Annotated in this window: 14 protein-coding genes; 13 read left to right on the top strand and 1 reads right to left on the bottom strand. The window is 45.0% G+C overall.

The features are described 5' to 3' along the window. Nucleotides 1-999 precede the first annotated feature (999 nt). The 5 genes from F8N35_RS05085 (at nucleotide 1,000) to F8N35_RS05065 (ending at nucleotide 6,567) form a co-directional block, all read left to right on the top strand. The gene (locus F8N35_RS05085) at nucleotides 1,000-1,542 is read left to right on the top strand and encodes a DUF1599 domain-containing protein (protein ID WP_293050271.1); all 543 of its coding nucleotides are present in this window, start codon (nucleotides 1,000-1,002) and stop codon (nucleotides 1,540-1,542) included. A 99-nt stretch (nucleotides 1,543-1,641) separates the two neighbouring features. Then, entirely contained in the window at nucleotides 1,642-2,880 is a 1,239-nt protein-coding gene (locus tag F8N35_RS05080) for a BT_3928 family protein (RefSeq protein ID WP_293050270.1), read from the top strand. Nucleotides 2,881-2,923: 43 nt separating this feature from the next. Beyond that, entirely contained in the window at nucleotides 2,924-3,679 is a 756-nt protein-coding gene (gene tpiA, locus F8N35_RS05075) for a triose-phosphate isomerase (protein ID WP_293050269.1), read from the top strand. A gap of 59 nt (nucleotides 3,680-3,738) precedes the next feature. Then, nucleotides 3,739-4,089, top strand: a complete 351-nt coding sequence (locus tag F8N35_RS05070) for a TfoX/Sxy family protein (RefSeq protein ID WP_293050268.1) — start codon at nucleotides 3,739-3,741, stop codon at nucleotides 4,087-4,089. A gap of 156 nt (nucleotides 4,090-4,245) precedes the next feature. Then, nucleotides 4,246-6,567, top strand: coding sequence for a UvrD-helicase domain-containing protein (locus tag F8N35_RS05065; protein ID WP_293050267.1), 2,322 nt, complete (start codon nucleotides 4,246-4,248; stop codon nucleotides 6,565-6,567). 79 nt (nucleotides 6,568-6,646) lie between these two features. Here F8N35_RS05065 and F8N35_RS05060 read toward each other — a convergent pair whose 3' ends face one another. Continuing rightward, a complete protein-coding gene (locus F8N35_RS05060) occupies nucleotides 6,647-7,759 on the bottom strand; it encodes a universal stress protein (protein ID WP_293050266.1) in 1,113 nt (370 codons plus the stop codon). Nucleotides 7,760-7,936: 177 nt separating this feature from the next. On the opposite strand from F8N35_RS05060, the gene F8N35_RS05055 reads away from it, so the two are divergent. The 8 genes from F8N35_RS05055 to F8N35_RS05020 all read left to right on the top strand — a co-directional run bounded on the left by F8N35_RS05055 (nucleotide 7,937) and on the right by F8N35_RS05020 (nucleotide 15,938). Next, on the top strand, nucleotides 7,937-8,272 hold the full coding sequence (locus F8N35_RS05055; RefSeq protein WP_293050265.1) for a DUF3276 family protein: 336 nt from the start codon (nucleotides 7,937-7,939) through the stop codon (nucleotides 8,270-8,272). A 136-nt stretch (nucleotides 8,273-8,408) separates the two neighbouring features. Then, on the top strand, nucleotides 8,409-9,443 hold the full coding sequence (locus F8N35_RS05050) for a low specificity L-threonine aldolase (protein ID WP_293050264.1): 1,035 nt from the start codon (nucleotides 8,409-8,411) through the stop codon (nucleotides 9,441-9,443). Nucleotides 9,444-9,499: 56 nt separating this feature from the next. After that, nucleotides 9,500-10,624: a DNA polymerase III subunit gene (locus F8N35_RS05045; RefSeq protein WP_293050263.1), complete on the top strand. Its 1,125-nt coding sequence runs from the start codon at nucleotides 9,500-9,502 to the stop codon at nucleotides 10,622-10,624. 128 nt (nucleotides 10,625-10,752) lie between these two features. Next, nucleotides 10,753-11,913 (top strand): regulatory iron-sulfur-containing complex subunit RicT, encoded by a 1,161-nt coding sequence (gene ricT / locus F8N35_RS05040; protein ID WP_293050262.1) that lies wholly within the window; start codon nucleotides 10,753-10,755, stop codon nucleotides 11,911-11,913. After that, complete coding sequence (locus tag F8N35_RS05035; RefSeq protein WP_293050261.1) at nucleotides 11,894-12,376, top strand: gliding motility lipoprotein GldH; 483 nt, start codon at nucleotides 11,894-11,896, stop codon at nucleotides 12,374-12,376. Before ricT ends, F8N35_RS05035 begins: the two co-directional genes overlap by 20 nt. A gap of 214 nt (nucleotides 12,377-12,590) precedes the next feature. Beyond that, nucleotides 12,591-13,370, top strand: a complete 780-nt coding sequence (proC, locus tag F8N35_RS05030) for a pyrroline-5-carboxylate reductase (protein ID WP_293050260.1) — start codon at nucleotides 12,591-12,593, stop codon at nucleotides 13,368-13,370. Nucleotides 13,371-13,508: 138 nt separating this feature from the next. Continuing rightward, nucleotides 13,509-14,585, top strand: a complete 1,077-nt coding sequence (gene gmd, locus F8N35_RS05025) for a GDP-mannose 4,6-dehydratase (protein WP_293050259.1) — start codon at nucleotides 13,509-13,511, stop codon at nucleotides 14,583-14,585. Between the two features lie 282 nt (nucleotides 14,586-14,867). After that, the gene (locus tag F8N35_RS05020) at nucleotides 14,868-15,938 is read left to right on the top strand and encodes a GDP-L-fucose synthase (protein WP_293050258.1); all 1,071 of its coding nucleotides are present in this window, start codon (nucleotides 14,868-14,870) and stop codon (nucleotides 15,936-15,938) included. Nucleotides 15,939-16,547: the final 609 nt, after the last annotated feature.

Genomic DNA, 16,547 nt, shown 5'->3' with positions numbered 1-16,547 from the left:
CATACTTCTTTTTGATTTACAGCATTTTTGTTTTTCATAAGCAAAAATTAGCAGGTTAATGAAAATTGAGGTTTGAATTATCTTCACATTTCAAATCTCTTACCAGACATAGAATGCGAAGTGTTTTTTATACATTTCAAATAAATTATATTACGTGCTCGCGCACGATAAATTTCCAAAAAAATCAATGTTAGTTGATCTTTATCTGCATAAGCAATCAAAGGAACCAACCCCCAATATTGAAATAATGGTTAATTTTTTTTACGAATGCAAAATACGCCATTTTCCATCTTCCAGTTCTTGAACATATTGATATTTTGCCTTTGCATTTTGATTTTTAACACAAAAAACGACATACATCATTTGTTAGCAAATTACCGGATCCACAGATAATCTATACAATTATATATCTTATACTTACCACCAAAAATTCACAAGAAGTCATTCCTGTGACAAGCGATTCAGCAGGAACGTTTCTTAGCTTTCTGTCATCACAAGTGTCGGTAGAAAAAAAGGGCTAACTCACCCACGCTCACCACCATTCATTAACAATATAAAAAACAAAATACAGATACTTTGTTGGTCAATCTTAGGTCTCTGAATTTATGCTTGATGCTTGCGTCATCCCCAAAAAATAACATAAATGACAAGCAATTCGTTCCTACCCTTCCTCTCAGCCAGCTCAACACTGAGTTTCAAACAGACTTTTAGTATCCTGCCCTACTGCTTATCACTTGTTATTCTTACAAAGAAGCACGATTAAATATTTCAAAACATAAAAGTGATTCCCTGCTCTTATTCTTCATGCATATCCCATTATTAAAGAGTATATGACTAACAGCATTTTGCGGCAGCATCTTCCCTAATCTCAAAAAAAATACCTACCTTTGATGTCGAATCATTGTTTTTAGAAACAATTATATTTCAATAGTTTACACAACTTACAGATGCAGAAGAGAAGCTTTTGCCCTGTGGTTCCGGAAATAAATCCCGCCTTGTATGACAACAACCGAGCAGCAATTTGACTCCGTTATCAAAACCTGTCGCGATATTTTTGCCAAGAAGCTGACCGACTACGGCACTTCATGGCGCATCATGCGACCCTCTTCGGTTACCGACCAGATATTTATCAAAGCCAACCGCATCCGCAGTCTCGAAACAAAAAAAGAGGCGATGGTGGACGAAGGAACACGCGGTGAATGGATTGCCATCGTCAACTACGGTGTCATCGGATTGATTCAGCTTGCGCTGGGTTATGCCGACCAGCCCGACCTGTCGCCCGAGGAGGCTTTAGCACTTTACGACAAATATCTCCAGCAGACCAAAACGCTGATGATTGCCAAAAACCATGATTATGGCGAGGCTTGGCGCCTGATGCGGGTTAGCTCGTACACCGATATTATTCTGCAAAAGCTCAACCGCACCAAGCAAATAGAATCGAACAATGGCGAAACGCTGATTTCCGAAGGCATTGATGCCAACTACTCCGACATGGTAAACTATGCTATTTTTGCGCTAATTAAAATAGACAACCCGATTTGAGGATATGAAGATGTGAAGATTTGAGAATTAAACTACATTCTCTGATATTTCCGATTTAATCTCCACATCCTCAAATTTTCAAATTTTCAAATTACGATTGTGAATTCTCTACCTAAAAATACACTTCGGATTCTGCGCTGGCTCTTCGGGGCTGTGTTTGTCTTTTCGGGCTTCGTAAAAGCCATCGACCCGCTGGGTGGCTCCTACAAATTTCAGGATTACTTTGCCGCCATGGGTCTCGAGAGCCTCAGCGCGTTCGCATTGGTGCTTTCCATTCTGCTTTCTGCGGTAGAAATGGTTATCGGACTGAACCTGATTGCCGGCATCCGTCTGAAAGAGACCTCGTGGGTGGCTTTGCTTTTTATGCTCTTTATGACGGGACTCACGGCATGGATCTACAAAGCCAATCCCGTGCACGACTGCGGCTGCTTCGGCGATGCCTTAGTTATCAGCAACAAAGCTACATTCTACAAAAACATTGTATTGTTGACAATGATTATCGGCATCCTTCTGTTGCGCAAACATCACACTACCACCCTCCGACCGTTGTCGGAATGGATATTGGTTGCCTTTTCGTTCTTCAGCGTGATGACCTTGTCGCATTTCAACTACCACTACCTGCCGATGGTCGATTTTCGTCCTTACAAGATCGGAGCCAATATCCCTGAAGGAATGAAAATTCCGGATGGAGCTCCCAAAGACGAATATTCCACCACGTTTATTTACGCGAAAAACGGGGTAAAGAAAGAGTTTACGCTTAACAACTATCCGGCAAACGATAGCACATGGAAATTCGTCGACCAAAAGACAGTTTTGGTAAAAGAAGGGTACAAACCTCCTATTCATGACTTTTCGATACAGAGTCCGACAAAAGGAGAAATTACCGACATCGTGCTGGGCAACAAGGGTTATTCATTCCTGCTGGTAGCGTACGATCTGAATAAAGCCGCAACCGATCGGTTCGACAAGATCAACGCCATTGCCGATTATGCCAAGAAGAACAACTATCCGTTCTATTGTTTAACGGCCTCAACGGGTAGCGATGTGGATGATTTTGTAAAAAAAACAGGGCTGAAAGCTGAGGTTTGCAATGCCGACCCGATTATGCTCAAAACAACCATCCGTTCCAATCCGGGTTTGATTCTGTTACACAATGGGACAGTCGTAAACCACTGGCCCAACGGATGGCTGCCGTCATTTAACAAACCATTGAGCAACAATCCAAAAGACGAAGCACCCTCCATTCCATCGTGGTTGCTGGTTGTGGCTGTAGCAATTGCCTACTCGGCTGCATTTATCGTCTTGCGAAAAATATTGATAAAACGATTTCAGAAATAAGAGAGATTTTTAATTTCCATCAATCAAATAAATACATTTAGAAATGAGAAAGAACATTGTAGCAGGTAACTGGAAAATGAACAAAACCCTGCAAGAAGGCGTGGCTTTGGCCAAAGAATTGAACGAAGTTTTAGCATCAAAAACTCCTAATTGCGACGTAGTAATCGGCACTCCGTTTATCCACCTCGCAACTGTTGCCGCAACTGTAGACACAAAGAAAATCGGCGTTGCTGCTCAAAACTGTGCTAACAAAGAATCGGGTGCATATACCGGCGAAGTAAGTGCTGCTATGGTAAAATCTACCGGTGCTGAATACGTAATCCTCGGTCACTCTGAACGTCGCGAATACTACAACGAAACCAGCGCTATCCTGAACGACAAAGTTGCGTTGGCTTTGGCTAATGGCCTGACTCCAATCTACTGCTGTGGCGAAGCTCTCGACATTCGTAACGCCGACAAACAAAACGAATTCGTAAAAAATCAGTTGGAAGAAACTATCTTCAACCTCAGCGCCGAAGACTTCAAGAAACTGGTTATTGCTTACGAACCTATCTGGGCTATCGGTACCGGCGTAACAGCTTCTACAGAACAGGCTCAGGATATGCTGAAATTTATCCGTAGCATCATCGCCGAAAAATTCGGTCAGGAAATTGCAGACAACACCTCTATCCTTTACGGTGGTAGCTGCAACGCTAAAAACGCACCCGAACTGTTCGCTCAACCCGACATCGACGGTGGTTTGATCGGTGGTGCTTCGTTGAAAGCTGCCGATTTCGTTGCAATTATCGACGCATTTTGAAATAGCATTTCAGGTTCCAAATTCAAGGTTCCAATTCTGGAATCTTTGAATAAGGAATCTTGAAATTCGAAATTGATTGGGCGCGGAGATACAAGGTTCGCTTTGTAGCTTCGCGTCTTTTTTTCTACCTTTACCGTATGGAAAACGAACTTGCTAACCAGGTGAATATCGGCAAAGTAGTCGCCGCCAAACTCAATGAAGTGGGCATCTCTACGCCGGAAGAGCTCCGGGCGCTCGGCAGCAAACAGGCATTCCTTCGTTTACAGACGGTAGACAGCGGAGCCTGCCTGCACGAACTGATGGCGCTCGAAGGTGCAATCCGCGGCATCCGCAAATGCGATCTGCCCGAAGAGGTCAAAGCCGAGCTTAAACGTTTCCATCAATTGTCTCAAAAAAATTTATCGGAATAAACCACTGCACAATAATAAAAACACCATCTATCATTAAGGCATGAAGAAGTTAAGTAAACATCTTTATTCCTTAATCTCTTAATGGTAAAAATCAGATTTGTATCTCTCCTTTATCTTTGAAGATTTATTATTGTCATTTAATTGGTAATCATCAACGTGAATCAGTTAGAAGAACTTCTCTCGCATCTCAATGAAAGTCAGCGGCAGGCGGTTGCCTACAACGAAGGACCGTCGTTAGTCATCGCCGGTGCCGGCTCGGGCAAAACCCGCGTGTTGACGTACAAAATAGCATACCTGCTGTTGAGCGGTCTGCATCCTTCGTCTATCCTTGCGCTTACCTTTACCAACAAGGCAGCCCGCGAAATGAAAGAGCGTATCGCCACGCTGGTGGGTCGAGACAAGGCCAAATGGCTCTGGATGGGCACGTTCCACTCCATCTTTTCTCGCATGTTGCGTGCCGAAGCCGAAAAACTCGGGTTTACATCGGGGTTCACCATTTACGATACGGCCGACTCCAAGAGTCTGCTCAAAACCATTATCAAAGAGTTGCAACTCGACGACAAGGTTTACAAACCGGCTGTGATCCACGGTCGCATCTCGTTTGCCAAAAACAACCTGCTGACTGCCGATAAATACCAAAGCAACGGAGATTTGTACAAAGCCGACAGTGCCGCCCGTATTCCACGTACCGGCGATATTTACGCGCTTTACGCTTCGCGCTGTCGCCAGGCTAATGCCATGGATTTCGACGATTTGTTGCTCTATACCAACATTCTTTTCCGTGACTATCCCGATGTGCTGAACAATTACCGCCAACGTTTTTCGTTTATTCTGGTCGACGAGTATCAGGATACGAACTTCGCACAGCACCTCATCGTGAAACGGCTGGCCGAGCAGCATCAACGCATTTCGGTGGTAGGCGACGATGCCCAGAGCATTTATTCGTTCCGTGGAGCAAACATCGATAACATTCTGAAATTCAAGAATCATTTTCCGGATAGCAAACTCTTCAAGCTGGAGCAGAACTACCGTTCAACCCAAAACATTGTGGCGGCGGCCAACAGCCTGATTCAGAAAAACAAAACGCAGATTCAGAAGAATGTTTTTTCGGAAAACGCCAAGGGACAGCGCATTCAGGTTTTCAGTGCTATGACCGATACAGAGGAAGGTTTTAATATTGCCAACAAGATTTCGGAAATTCACCTGACTCAGCACCATCCGTTCAGCGATTTTGCCATTCTCTATCGCACCAATGCCCAATCGCGTATCTTCGAAGAGGCTTTACGTAAGCGCAATATTCCCTATAAAATTTACGGTGGGCTTTCGTTCTACCAACGCAAGGAGATCAAAGATGTGCTGGCCTATTTCCGGTTGGTCATCAATCCATACGACGAAGAGGCACTGAAACGAGTCATCAACTATCCGGCACGAGGTATCGGCGATACGACCGTGGGCAAAATTTCCGACTGTGCGCACCTGCATCATGTCTCCATGTGGGAGGTCTTGAGCGATCCGCTGCAATTCAATCTGGCAGTCAATGCCGGAACAGCCGGGAAACTTTCTAAGTTCCGTGACCTGATCTTCTCGTTTATCGAAAAATCGCCACAGCTGGATGCCTACGAAATGGCACAAGAGGTGGTAAAAGGAGCCGGAATTATGGCCGATGTCAGCGTCGACACTTCGCCCGAAAACCTTAGCAAGCAGGAGAACTTACAGGAGTTAGTGAGCGGCATGCACGAATTTTGTGAACAACGGGTCAACGAAGGAGAAACCGAAATCGGACTGGTTTCGTTTATGTCGGAAGTGTCGTTGCTGACCGATCAGGATAATACGAACGACGAAGATGCTGAAAAGCTCACCATGATGACCATTCACTCTGCAAAAGGACTTGAGTTCCGCAACGTATTTATCGTTGGGATGGAAGAAGGACTTTTTCCGTCTGGTTATGTGGACAGCGAGAGTGAAGTGGAAGAAGAGCGTCGCCTGTTCTATGTGGCCATTACCCGTGCCGAAGAGCAATGCTTTATCAGTTATGCAAAAAGCCGCTTCCGCAATGGCCAGCTCAACTTTCAGAATCCGAGTCGCTTTTTGGGTGACATCGACCAGCAATACCTCGACCTCCCCATCGATTACAAGACGATGTACGGCAGAAGGCAGGGAAGCAGCATCGACAAGGAACGGGAACTGTTCAGTTCGCCGACAACCTACAACCGTCCGCAACCGTCATCGACCAATATCGGAGCGCATAATACCAACCGCTGGAAAAAGCTGGGAAGCACAAACGACGCACCTGCACAAGCCGTTCAATCAGCTGGTGGAATAGCCATTGGCAATACCGTTCGGCACGAGAAGTTTGGCATCGGCCAGGTTATCAATATAGAAAACGTGGATGGCAACAACAAAGCAACCGTCGACTTCGGATCCAACGGCGCACGGGCATTACTGCTGAAATATGCAAAACTGGAAGTGATTAAATAGATATCGAGTAAGTGAGGTGGTGAGTAAGTGAGGTAAATCTGCAAACAGATACTCACTATCTCACCATCTCGCCTCTTATTCAGGAGTGGAACACCAACATCGGGGTGTCGGAATGGAAAATCATTTTGTGCGCCACACTCGGGTTAAACAGGTGCGTAAAAAGACTCCGCTTCCGTGAATTCAACGAAATCAGGCCTATTCCCTTTGCCTCAACAACAGCCTGTAATTCAGACAACAGATTATCATCTTTAATAGACAGGAACTCAAAATCAAGGCCCGGATAATTTTTTGTGAAGTATTCGGTAATTCCTTTGAGCTGTTCCGTGTTGAAGTTCTTTTCCTTATGGGGCTGAATATGTGTCAGGAAAACTTTAATTTTGAAAGGTTTCAAAAACTGCATCATCTTATCGAAAGCCAGTAGATCTTTCTGATCGAAACCACTTGCAAAAGCCACATTGTACACGCCATCGCCGTCGAACAAGGAGACATTTTCGGGCACAGCCAAAACCGGAACTCTGCAACGGTCAATAATTTCAGCAGTGACACTGCCAATCAGGTCGGCCTCTTTCTGATCCTTTCCTCTTGTACCCATCACAACTAAAGACGGCTCCCGTTCCTTAACATACGAAAGGATAGCATCTTCGGGCACTCCCTCTTTCAGCTCGCAGGTAAATGATACGGATGGCAATTCATTCTTTTGCATCTTGCGCTTCAGAAGGTTTGTCAGATTTTCCAAATCGCCTTCCGCCTTCTTGATAATTTGTCTTACCGCTTCATTTTCATAAATATCATACGAAAGCGTTTCGGTAAGTTGTGCTATCGAAAACACCGGGCTGTAGTAAGCATGTAGCACAACAACCTTTGCATTCAACAGTTTAGCCATGCGAAATCCAAATTCGCAGGCACGAATCGAATAATCCGAAAAGTCAACCGGTATCATTACCACCGGAGATTGCGGTTTATTCAATATGTCCACACCGCTTCTGTGTGCGGTTTCCATCTCCTCAATCACTTGCAGGGCATGAGCCAGATCTTTTTCTTTGATCCTGACCCTGACACCGGCAGCTACCTGAGGATGATCTTCACTCACCCGGTGCAAATGCGCTTCTATCCCCACCCGTTCGAGCAGGGTTTTGAGCACCTGTGCACGTTCGTAGGTATGAATGGCTACTGTTACATAATTGGTTTCCATAACACTATTTTACAAAATTAATGCTTACGTCGATATTGCAAATATAATGCAAAAAACAAGATTGTGAGACCGGTGGCAACTATTATTTTTTAATCTTTTTGATTCCAATACTTGACAAAATCAAAAATTATTCCCAATTTTGACAACAATTTTTACACTTTAACCGACCTGGAAACAATGAGTGAGTTTAGACATAAAGATGACAGAGAAAACAAGGAGAAAGACATCGTTTTTTCCAAGGCAATTAAAGCAGGTAAACGCATTTATTATATTGACGTTAAGCAGAGTCGTAACGAAGATTACTACGTTGCGATAACAGAAAGCAAAAAGCGTGTTTCTGGAATGGACAATGGTCAGGTTGTCTCTTTCGAGAAGCATAAAATATTTCTCTACAAAGAAGATTTTATGAAATTTATCACCGGATTGGAAGAAGTGATAGGGTTTGTAAACGAAAAAAACAAAGGTCGGGCTGTTTCTGCAGCTGACTTTTCTGAAGACGCCAACGACAACTGATTAACGTAAGTTACTTTAACAATCGGAATCTTCAAATCAATAGACTGCAAAACTTTTGATCAAAAAGCGAATAAACAGTAATCAACTTTCATGATTTGTTGATTTGAAGATACCTGAAATATCAACAAACCAACGAATGAAAAGTTTTGCAAGTGATAATTATTCGGGGATCCACCCGACCATCCTCAGCGCAATAGCAGAAGCCAATCAGGCACATGCTTCTTCTTACGGCAACGATCCTTTCACCGCAAAAGCCGAACATCTTTTTAAACAACAATTTGGGCAGGACACTGAAGTCCTTTTCGTATTCAACGGAACCGGAGCCAATATCACGGCACTGCAATGCGCGGTACAATCATTTCACTCTATCCTTTGTGCAAAAACGGCACATATCAACGTTGACGAATGCGGCGCGCTAATGAAAGCTACCGGCTGCCAGTTACACGCAATTGACACACCCGATGGCAAACTAACGTCCGAACTTATCGCTCCGTTTCTCTCCGATCTTGGCAATATTCACCACACACAACCAAGGGTAATTTCCATCACTCAATGCACAGAAGTGGGTACAGTTTATTCTTTGGAGGAACTTACGACCTTGTGCCGGTTTGCGCACCAAAACGGACTTTATGTTCATCTTGACGGAGCCCGTATTGCAAACGCTTTAGCTGCACTCGGATGTAGTGCCAAAGCCGGAACGGTCGATTGTGGCGTTGACATCATGAGTTTCGGAGGTACAAAAAACGGACTGATGATCGGGGAAGCTGTCCTTATCTTCAATAAAGATCTGGTTGCCAACGCTCAGTTTGTACGCAAGCAACTGGCTCAACTTTTTTCAAAGATGCGCTTTATCTCCGCACAGTTTGTTGCCTTACTCGAAAACGACCTGTGGCTTACCATGGCCGCTCATTCCAATGCTATGGCTCAACTATTAGTCCGTGAAGTGAGCTCCGTCTCTCAGGTAAAGATCACACAATCCACCGATGCTAATGGTGTGTTTGCCCTCATTCCTCCGGCTATTGTGGAGCCGCTACAAAAAGAGTTTCCATTCTATCTGTGGGATGAACAAACATGCGAAGCCCGCTGGATGTGCTCGTTCGATACAACCGAAGAAGAAATAATTATCTTTGTGAAACGCATCAAAGAACTCTGCGCGAATCTCGACCGATAAAAAACAGAGGATGCTCACATTGGGATTCCATCATTAATCATTAATTATCAATTAGTTTGTTTTTCTCATCAATCATAGGACAGGAGGCTATCAAACAGCGCCTCATTGCGACGGTACAGGAACAACGCATTCCTCATGCCCTGCTGCTGTGTGGTGGCGAAGGCATCGGCAAGTTACCGCTGGCCATTGCATTTGCTCAGTACGTTTGTTGCGAGCACCGTACTCCGACCGATTCCTGCGGTTCGTGCCCCTCCTGCGTAAAATTTGCCAAGCTGGCTCATCCCGACCTCCATTTTGTTTTCCCGATCATTAAGCCGGAAGGCAAACAATCGGTTGTCTGTGATGATTTTATTGCCGAATTCCGCAACTTTGTATTGGAACATCCTTATGGTACTGTCAACGAATGGATCAACGGCATAGGTTCCGGAAAGCAAGGGATGATTTATGAAGCCGAAAGCGGTGAAATCCTGCGCAAACTGAATCTCAAAACATACGAATCGGAATATAAAGTGATGATTATCTGGCAGCCGGAAAAGATGAACATCACCTGCGCCAACAAACTGCTAAAAATACTGGAAGAACCACCGGAAAAGACACTCTTCCTTCTGGTATCGGAAATGCCGGATATGTTGCTGGCCACCATACAGTCACGCACACAGCGCATCAACATTCCGCAAATAGAGCGAGCATCACTCGAAGAGGCACTACATAGGAAATTCTCGCTTACTCCGGAATCTGCTGCCAACGTTGCACGCATCGCCAATGGAAACTACCGTAAGGCAGAAGAGATGATTGAATCGAGTGACGAGAACCAGTTTAATCTCGAACAGTTTATCTTTCTGATGCGAACTGCTTATGCACGAAAAGTAAAAGAGATGAAGCAATGGTCGGAAATGATGTCAAAGATCGGACGCGAGCGCCAAAAGAGCTTTTTCGTCTACGCACAGAAAATGGTGCGCGAAAATTTTATTCTCAACTTGCACGAAGAAGAACTCAATTATCTGAATAACAACGAAGAGACATTTTCGCAACGTTTTGCTCCATTCATCAACGAGCGGAATATTGAAACCATCATGACCGATCTGGCTATTGCCGAACGACACATTGAAGGCAACGTACAGGCCAAGATGGTCTTTTTCGATTTATCGTTGAAGTTCATCGTCTCATTAATAAAAAAATAGTAACTTTGCGTTTTACATCAGGCAATTAAATTGCTTATTGGATTACAAAAGCGAAGAAGGAAAGAGAAAATTCGGAGATAATTTCCTCCATTCCGGCTCCCGACTACTAACTCCTGACTACTGAACAAATGGATTTTACATTAGATAACGGCGGTTGCAAAATGAACAAAAAAGGATGCTGCCGCAATTCCGGACAAAAACTCAGCGTCTTCGACTGGCTCTGCGATCTTCCCGAAACACAGGACGATTGCGACTTTGTGGAAGTGCAATTCAAAAACACCCGCAAGGGATATTTCCTCAACAGCAACAAATTAAAGCTCGAAAAAGGAGATGTTGTTGCCGTGGAATCGTCGCCGGGACACGATATCGGCGAAGTAACACTTACCGGCCGTCTGGTACAGTTGCAAATGCGTAAAAACGGCGTCAACCCGCAAAAGGTTGAGGTGCGCCGTGTGTACCGCAAGGCCCGCCCGGTCGATATGGAAAAATACGAAGAGGCGAAGGCCAAAGAACATGCCACCATGATCAAGGCACGTAAAATTGCCGAAAATCTTCACCTCAACATGAAGATTGGTGACGTGGAATATCAGGGCGATGGCAACAAAGCCATTTTTTACTACATTGCAGACGAACGGGTCGACTTCCGTCAGCTCATCAAAGTATTGGCCGAAGAGTTCAGCATCCGTATTGAGATGCGGCAAATCGGTGCGCGCCAGGAAGCCGGTCGTATCGGCGGTATAGGCCCCTGCGGTCGCGAGCTGTGTTGCTCAGGCTGGATGAGTAGTTTCGTCTCCGTGTCGACCAGTGCAGCGCGTTATCAGGATCTTTCCACCAACCCGCAAAAGCTGGCCGGGCAGTGTGCAAAGCTCAAATGTTGTGTCAACTACGAGATGGATGTGTATGTAGATGCACAGAAAGACTTCCCTTCCAAAGAAATTCCACTCGAAACCAAAACCGGCACTTTCTACCACTTCAAAACGGATGTATTCAAACGCCAGATGGCCTATTCATCGGCTCCGGGCATTCCCGCTAATCTGGTAACTCTCTCGGTCGACCGAGTAAAAGAAATCATTGCGATCAACCGAAAAGGTGGTAAAGTAGATGCTCTGGAAGAGAAAAAACAATCAGACAAGCCAGTACAGAACATCGACTTTCAGAATGTAGTGGGTCAGGATAGTCTCACCCGTTTCGACCAGAGTAGAAGCAAAAACAAAAAGAAAAGAAACAAATCGAGATCCAAAGACAATGGTCAGAAAAATCGTCCTCAGGATGCAGGGAAAGAAAATTAAATATCTGCTGGTTGCGGCTTTTTTACTCATGATTGCCGCCTGTTCACACAATGCTGTCTACAGCGATTATAAATCCATCCCGGATGCCAGATGGAACAAGGATAGTGTTGCCCGGTTCACAGTCAACATTACAGAGACAGGAACTCCGTGTAACGTACTGGTCAATATCCGTCACAACAACACCTACCCTTACCAGAATTTCTGGATGTTTATAGCCACTACCACGCCCGACGGAAAGACAACGCAGGATACAATAGAATGTTATCTGGCTGACAACAGGGGAAAATGGCTGGGTAGCGGACTGAGCTCCGTTTACAACATGCCTGTGCTATTCAAACCCAATACGGCATTCACAAAACCGGGAAAATATACTTTTGCCATTCGACAAGGCATGCGTGATGATCTCTTGCCCGGAATTACCGACATCGGGATTGAGATAGACAAAGCAGATAAACCGCGCTAAGAGAAACGGTATTAGAAAAACAGGAAACAACTATTGAATCTTTCATTTATTTGTGTCCTTTGTGAACCAACGGTAAGCGAAGCTAAAATCTTCGTGAACTTTGTGTTTAATAAGAACGCACACACCAAGGTCTCCATGTAAACACAACTGGAGAATTGAGAAAGAACCGAAAATATCTTACCTCTAATCTTCAAATTCTCAAATTACATATATCATGCAACTTACAATTATCGGAGCAGGCAATATGGGGAGCGCGATTGCTCAGGGTCTGTTCAACCACAAATCAGCCGAAGACAACCTGCACGTAGCAGTTGCCGATATTAACCAGGAAAAGCTTGCTGCCATTGCGCCCTATTGCGATGCGACATTTTCGGATAATGCCGAAGCGGTGGCCAAAGCCGACATCGTGCTTATTGCAGTGAAACCATGGTTAGTCGATATCGTACTCGACACCATCAAACCGGTCATCGAGTCACGCTGTCCGATTATCGTATCCATTGCAGCCGGCGTTACTATCAGCCACCTGCAGGAAAGACTTCAGGCCAGCTACCCTGTTTACCGCCTGATCCCCAACACAGCCATTTCTATTGCTGAAAGCATGACGCTGATCGCCAACCAAAACACAAACGACGAACAGGACAAACTGATTGGTTCCATTTTTGAAAAGCTTGGAAAAACACTCTTTATCCCGGAATCCTTGATGAATGCAGCGACTGCCCTTACATCGTGTGGCATTGCCTACGCTCTACGTTATATCCGTGCAGCTACCGAAGGCGGTGTCGAAATGGGATTCCCGGCTTCGCAGGCCAAAGAGATGGTTGCACAGACCTTGATCGGTGCAGCACAGCTTATCCTTCAAAACAATTCGCATCCCGAGGTGGAAATTGACAAAGTTACCACCCCCGGTGGCATTACCATAAAAGGACTCAACGCCATGGAAGCCGAAGGGTTTACCAATGCCGTCATCAAAGGACTAAAAGCGAGTTTGATATAAAAATCAAAACATGGAATCATAGAATCTAAAGAGAAAAATAGTTTCAAAATATCATTTATCACAATTACACCACAAACAACAACAGATGGCATGTAGTGATTCACTTCGTTTCACTGTATGACCAACAATCAATTTTGTATGAAGAAAGTAGCTTTAATCTCCGGAATTACCGGTCAGGACGGATCATTCCTTGCCGAGTTTTTAATTGAAAAAGGATACGAAGTTCACGGCATCCTGCGTCGGTCTTCCTCTTTTAACACCGGTCGAATCGAACACCTCTACCTCGACGAATGGGTACGCGATATGAAACGTAGTCGCCTGGTCAACCTGCATTACGGCGACATGACCGATAGCAGTTCACTGATCCGTATCATTCAGGAGACACAACCCGATGAAATTTATAACCTTGCTGCTCAAAGCCATGTCAAGGTATCTTTTGACGTACCGGAATATACTGCCGAAACAGACGCGGTAGGGACTCTCCGTATGTTGGAAGCTGTTCGTATTCTGGGTCTGGAAAAGAAAACAAAGATCTACCAGGCCTCCACTTCCGAACTCTTCGGACTGGTACAGGAAGTTCCGCAAAAGGAAACCACCCCGTTCTATCCCCGTTCTCCATACGGAGTAGCCAAGCAATACGGCTTCTGGATTACCAAGAACTACCGTGAAAGTTACGGAATGTTTGCTGTCAACGGCATCCTATTCAACCACGAGAGCGAACGCCGCGGAGAAACCTTCGTTACACGCAAAATCACACTAGCTGCTGCCCGCATCGCTCAGGGTTATCAGGATAAATTGTATCTTGGAAATCTCGATGCCTTGCGCGACTGGGGTTATGCGAAAGACTACGTGGAGTGTATGTGGCTCATCCTGCAACATGACACCCCCGAAGACTTCGTAATTGCTACCGGCGAATACCATACCGTTCGTGAATTTGCCTCGCTTGCATTCAAAGAAACCGGCATCGAATTGCGATGGGAAGGCAAGGGCGTTGACGAAAAAGGCATTGACGTAGCAACCGGCCGCGTACTGGTAGAAGTTGACCCGAAGTATTTCCGTCCTGCCGAAGTGGAACAATTGTTAGGCGACCCCACCAAAGCACGTACCCTGCTGGGCTGGAACCCAACTCAGACTTCTTTCCCGGAACTGGTCCGCATCATGGCGCAACACGATATGAAGTTTGTCAAAAAATTGCATAGCCAAATACCGGAGTAACCATATTGGATTGTACGCAAAGGCGCCAAGACGCAAATTAGACATTCATTCTCGTTGCATCATCGCGTCTTTACGTACATTCTCATATCACAAAAGGTTTCAACAAGATTCTTTGTATTGCTTTGTGAATTACCCTTTGTGAACTTTGTGGTAAAAACTCTAACGAAAAAAATACAAACCGGATTGTACGCTAAGGCGCCAAAACGCAAATTGAACAAATCAGGCATTTTATTTCTTCGCGTCATCGTGGCTTCGCGTACATTTCTAATTACCAAATAACAAATGGATAAACATGCCAAAATATATGTAGCAGGACATCGTGGCTTAGTGGGCTCGGCCATCTGGAACAACCTGCTGCAAAAAGGATATACCAACCTGATTGGTAAAAACCATCACGAACTCGATCTGCTGGACGGTGTTGCTGTCCGTAACTTTTTCGACTCCGAACAACCGGACTATGTGATTCTGGCGGCAGCGCACGTAGGGGGCATCATGGCCAACAGCGTCTATCGTGCCGACTTCATCTATAAAAACCTGCAAATTCAGCAGAATGTTATCGGGGAGAGTTTTCGCCACGGGGTGAAGAAACTGCTCTTTCTGGGCAGTACCTGTATCTACCCGCGCGATGCCGTGCAGCCTATCAAAGAAACGGAGCTATTGACGGCTCCCCTCGAATACACCAACGAACCGTATGCCATCGCCAAAATTGCTGGGTTGAAGATGTGCGAAAGCTTTAACCTGCAATACGGGACCAACTACATCGCGGTAATGCCAACCAACCTGTATGGTCCAAACGATAATTTTGACCTGGAACGAAGCCACGTACTCCCCGCTATGATCCGCAAGATACATTTAGCAAAATGTCTGAACGAGGAGAATATGGAGGCCGTTCGCAAAGATCTCAATCTCCGCCCGGTGGAAGGCATTTCAGGAGAGAGCTCCCCGTATGAAATTCTGTCCATCCTTGCTAAATACGGTATTACTGCCGACCAGGTGGAACTGTGGGGAACGGGCAAACCCTTGCGCGAGTTCCTCTGGAGCGAAGAGATGGCCGACGCCAGCGTTTTCGTCATGGAACACGTCGATTTCAAAGATACCTACAAAGCGGGTGATCGCGACATCCGCAACTGTCATATCAATATCGGCACCGGAAAGGAGATTTCTATCCGCGGACTGGCCGAGCTGATTGTGGATACTGTTGGATACAAGGGTGAACTCTTCTTCAACAGCGAAAAACCCGACGGCACCATGCGCAAACTGACCGACGTATCCAAACTTCATCGTCTGGGATGGCATCACAAAATCGACATCGAAGAGGGAGTACAACGGATGTATGAATGGTACTTGCAATAATGGTTAATGGTTAATGATTAATTGTTAATGGCCAATGAGCCTGAGGCCAAGTTTACGGTTAATAACTTCTCGCTTCAAGTGATACTCGAAAAATAGCACGAATTGTTTTACCAATCCGTGCTATTTGTGTCTATAAATATCTGCAATACAATGCGAGTCGGAGCTCGCATCACCCAAGAGTAGGTCTTTCGGGTCGTGCGAAACATTGTTCAACGACTGAAAGAAGTTAATTCCAAATCGCACCAATACCCTATCCCTCCATGGTTCGCATGGACGCAAAAGTACATTCTATCGGGAAACAAAATACGAAACAAAAAAAACGGTTTAAGGAAGTAGACCTGCTACTACTTCCTGACGGCATAGTCGTGACAATCAGGATTAATTCATGCTATTCGTGTCTATTATTCTCTACCAGAAGAATGTTTAATCGGCACATCTTCCCTCCGGATTAAACTTGGTGTTTCTTTGTGAATGTCCTTTGTACTCTTTGTGGTTAATCTGATTTTACCACGAAGTACACAAAGATGCCACCAGGATCACAAAGAGAAATTAATCTATCATACCATTAAGAGGGGATTAAATCGGCGGCTCTTATTGAACCAGGCCTAG

Source organism: Paludibacter sp., from assembly GCF_009712605.1.
In the GTDB taxonomy this organism is placed as follows: Bacteria; Bacteroidota; Bacteroidia; order Bacteroidales; family Paludibacteraceae; genus Microbacter.
Note: the sequence above shows the minus strand (reverse complement) of the source record. Positions and strands in the feature narration are given on the sequence as shown.

Coding starts and splice junctions, on each gene's coding strand:
- F8N35_RS05085 (WP_293050271.1), top strand. CDS start 1,000: ATGACAACAACCGAGCAGCAATTTGACTCCGTTATCAAAACCTGTCGC.
- tpiA (WP_293050269.1), top strand. CDS start 2,924: ATGAGAAAGAACATTGTAGCAGGTAACTGGAAAATGAACAAAACCCTG.
- F8N35_RS05060 (WP_293050266.1), bottom strand. CDS start 7,759: ATGGAAACCAATTATGTAACAGTAGCCATTCATACCTACGAACGTGCA.
- F8N35_RS05055 (WP_293050265.1), top strand. CDS start 7,937: ATGAGTGAGTTTAGACATAAAGATGACAGAGAAAACAAGGAGAAAGAC.
- F8N35_RS05050 (WP_293050264.1), top strand. CDS start 8,409: ATGAAAAGTTTTGCAAGTGATAATTATTCGGGGATCCACCCGACCATC.
- ricT (WP_293050262.1), top strand. CDS start 10,753: ATGGATTTTACATTAGATAACGGCGGTTGCAAAATGAACAAAAAAGGA.
- F8N35_RS05035 (WP_293050261.1), top strand. CDS start 11,894: ATGCAGGGAAAGAAAATTAAATATCTGCTGGTTGCGGCTTTTTTACTC.
- proC (WP_293050260.1), top strand. CDS start 12,591: ATGCAACTTACAATTATCGGAGCAGGCAATATGGGGAGCGCGATTGCT.
- gmd (WP_293050259.1), top strand. CDS start 13,509: ATGAAGAAAGTAGCTTTAATCTCCGGAATTACCGGTCAGGACGGATCA.
- F8N35_RS05020 (WP_293050258.1), top strand. CDS start 14,868: ATGGATAAACATGCCAAAATATATGTAGCAGGACATCGTGGCTTAGTG.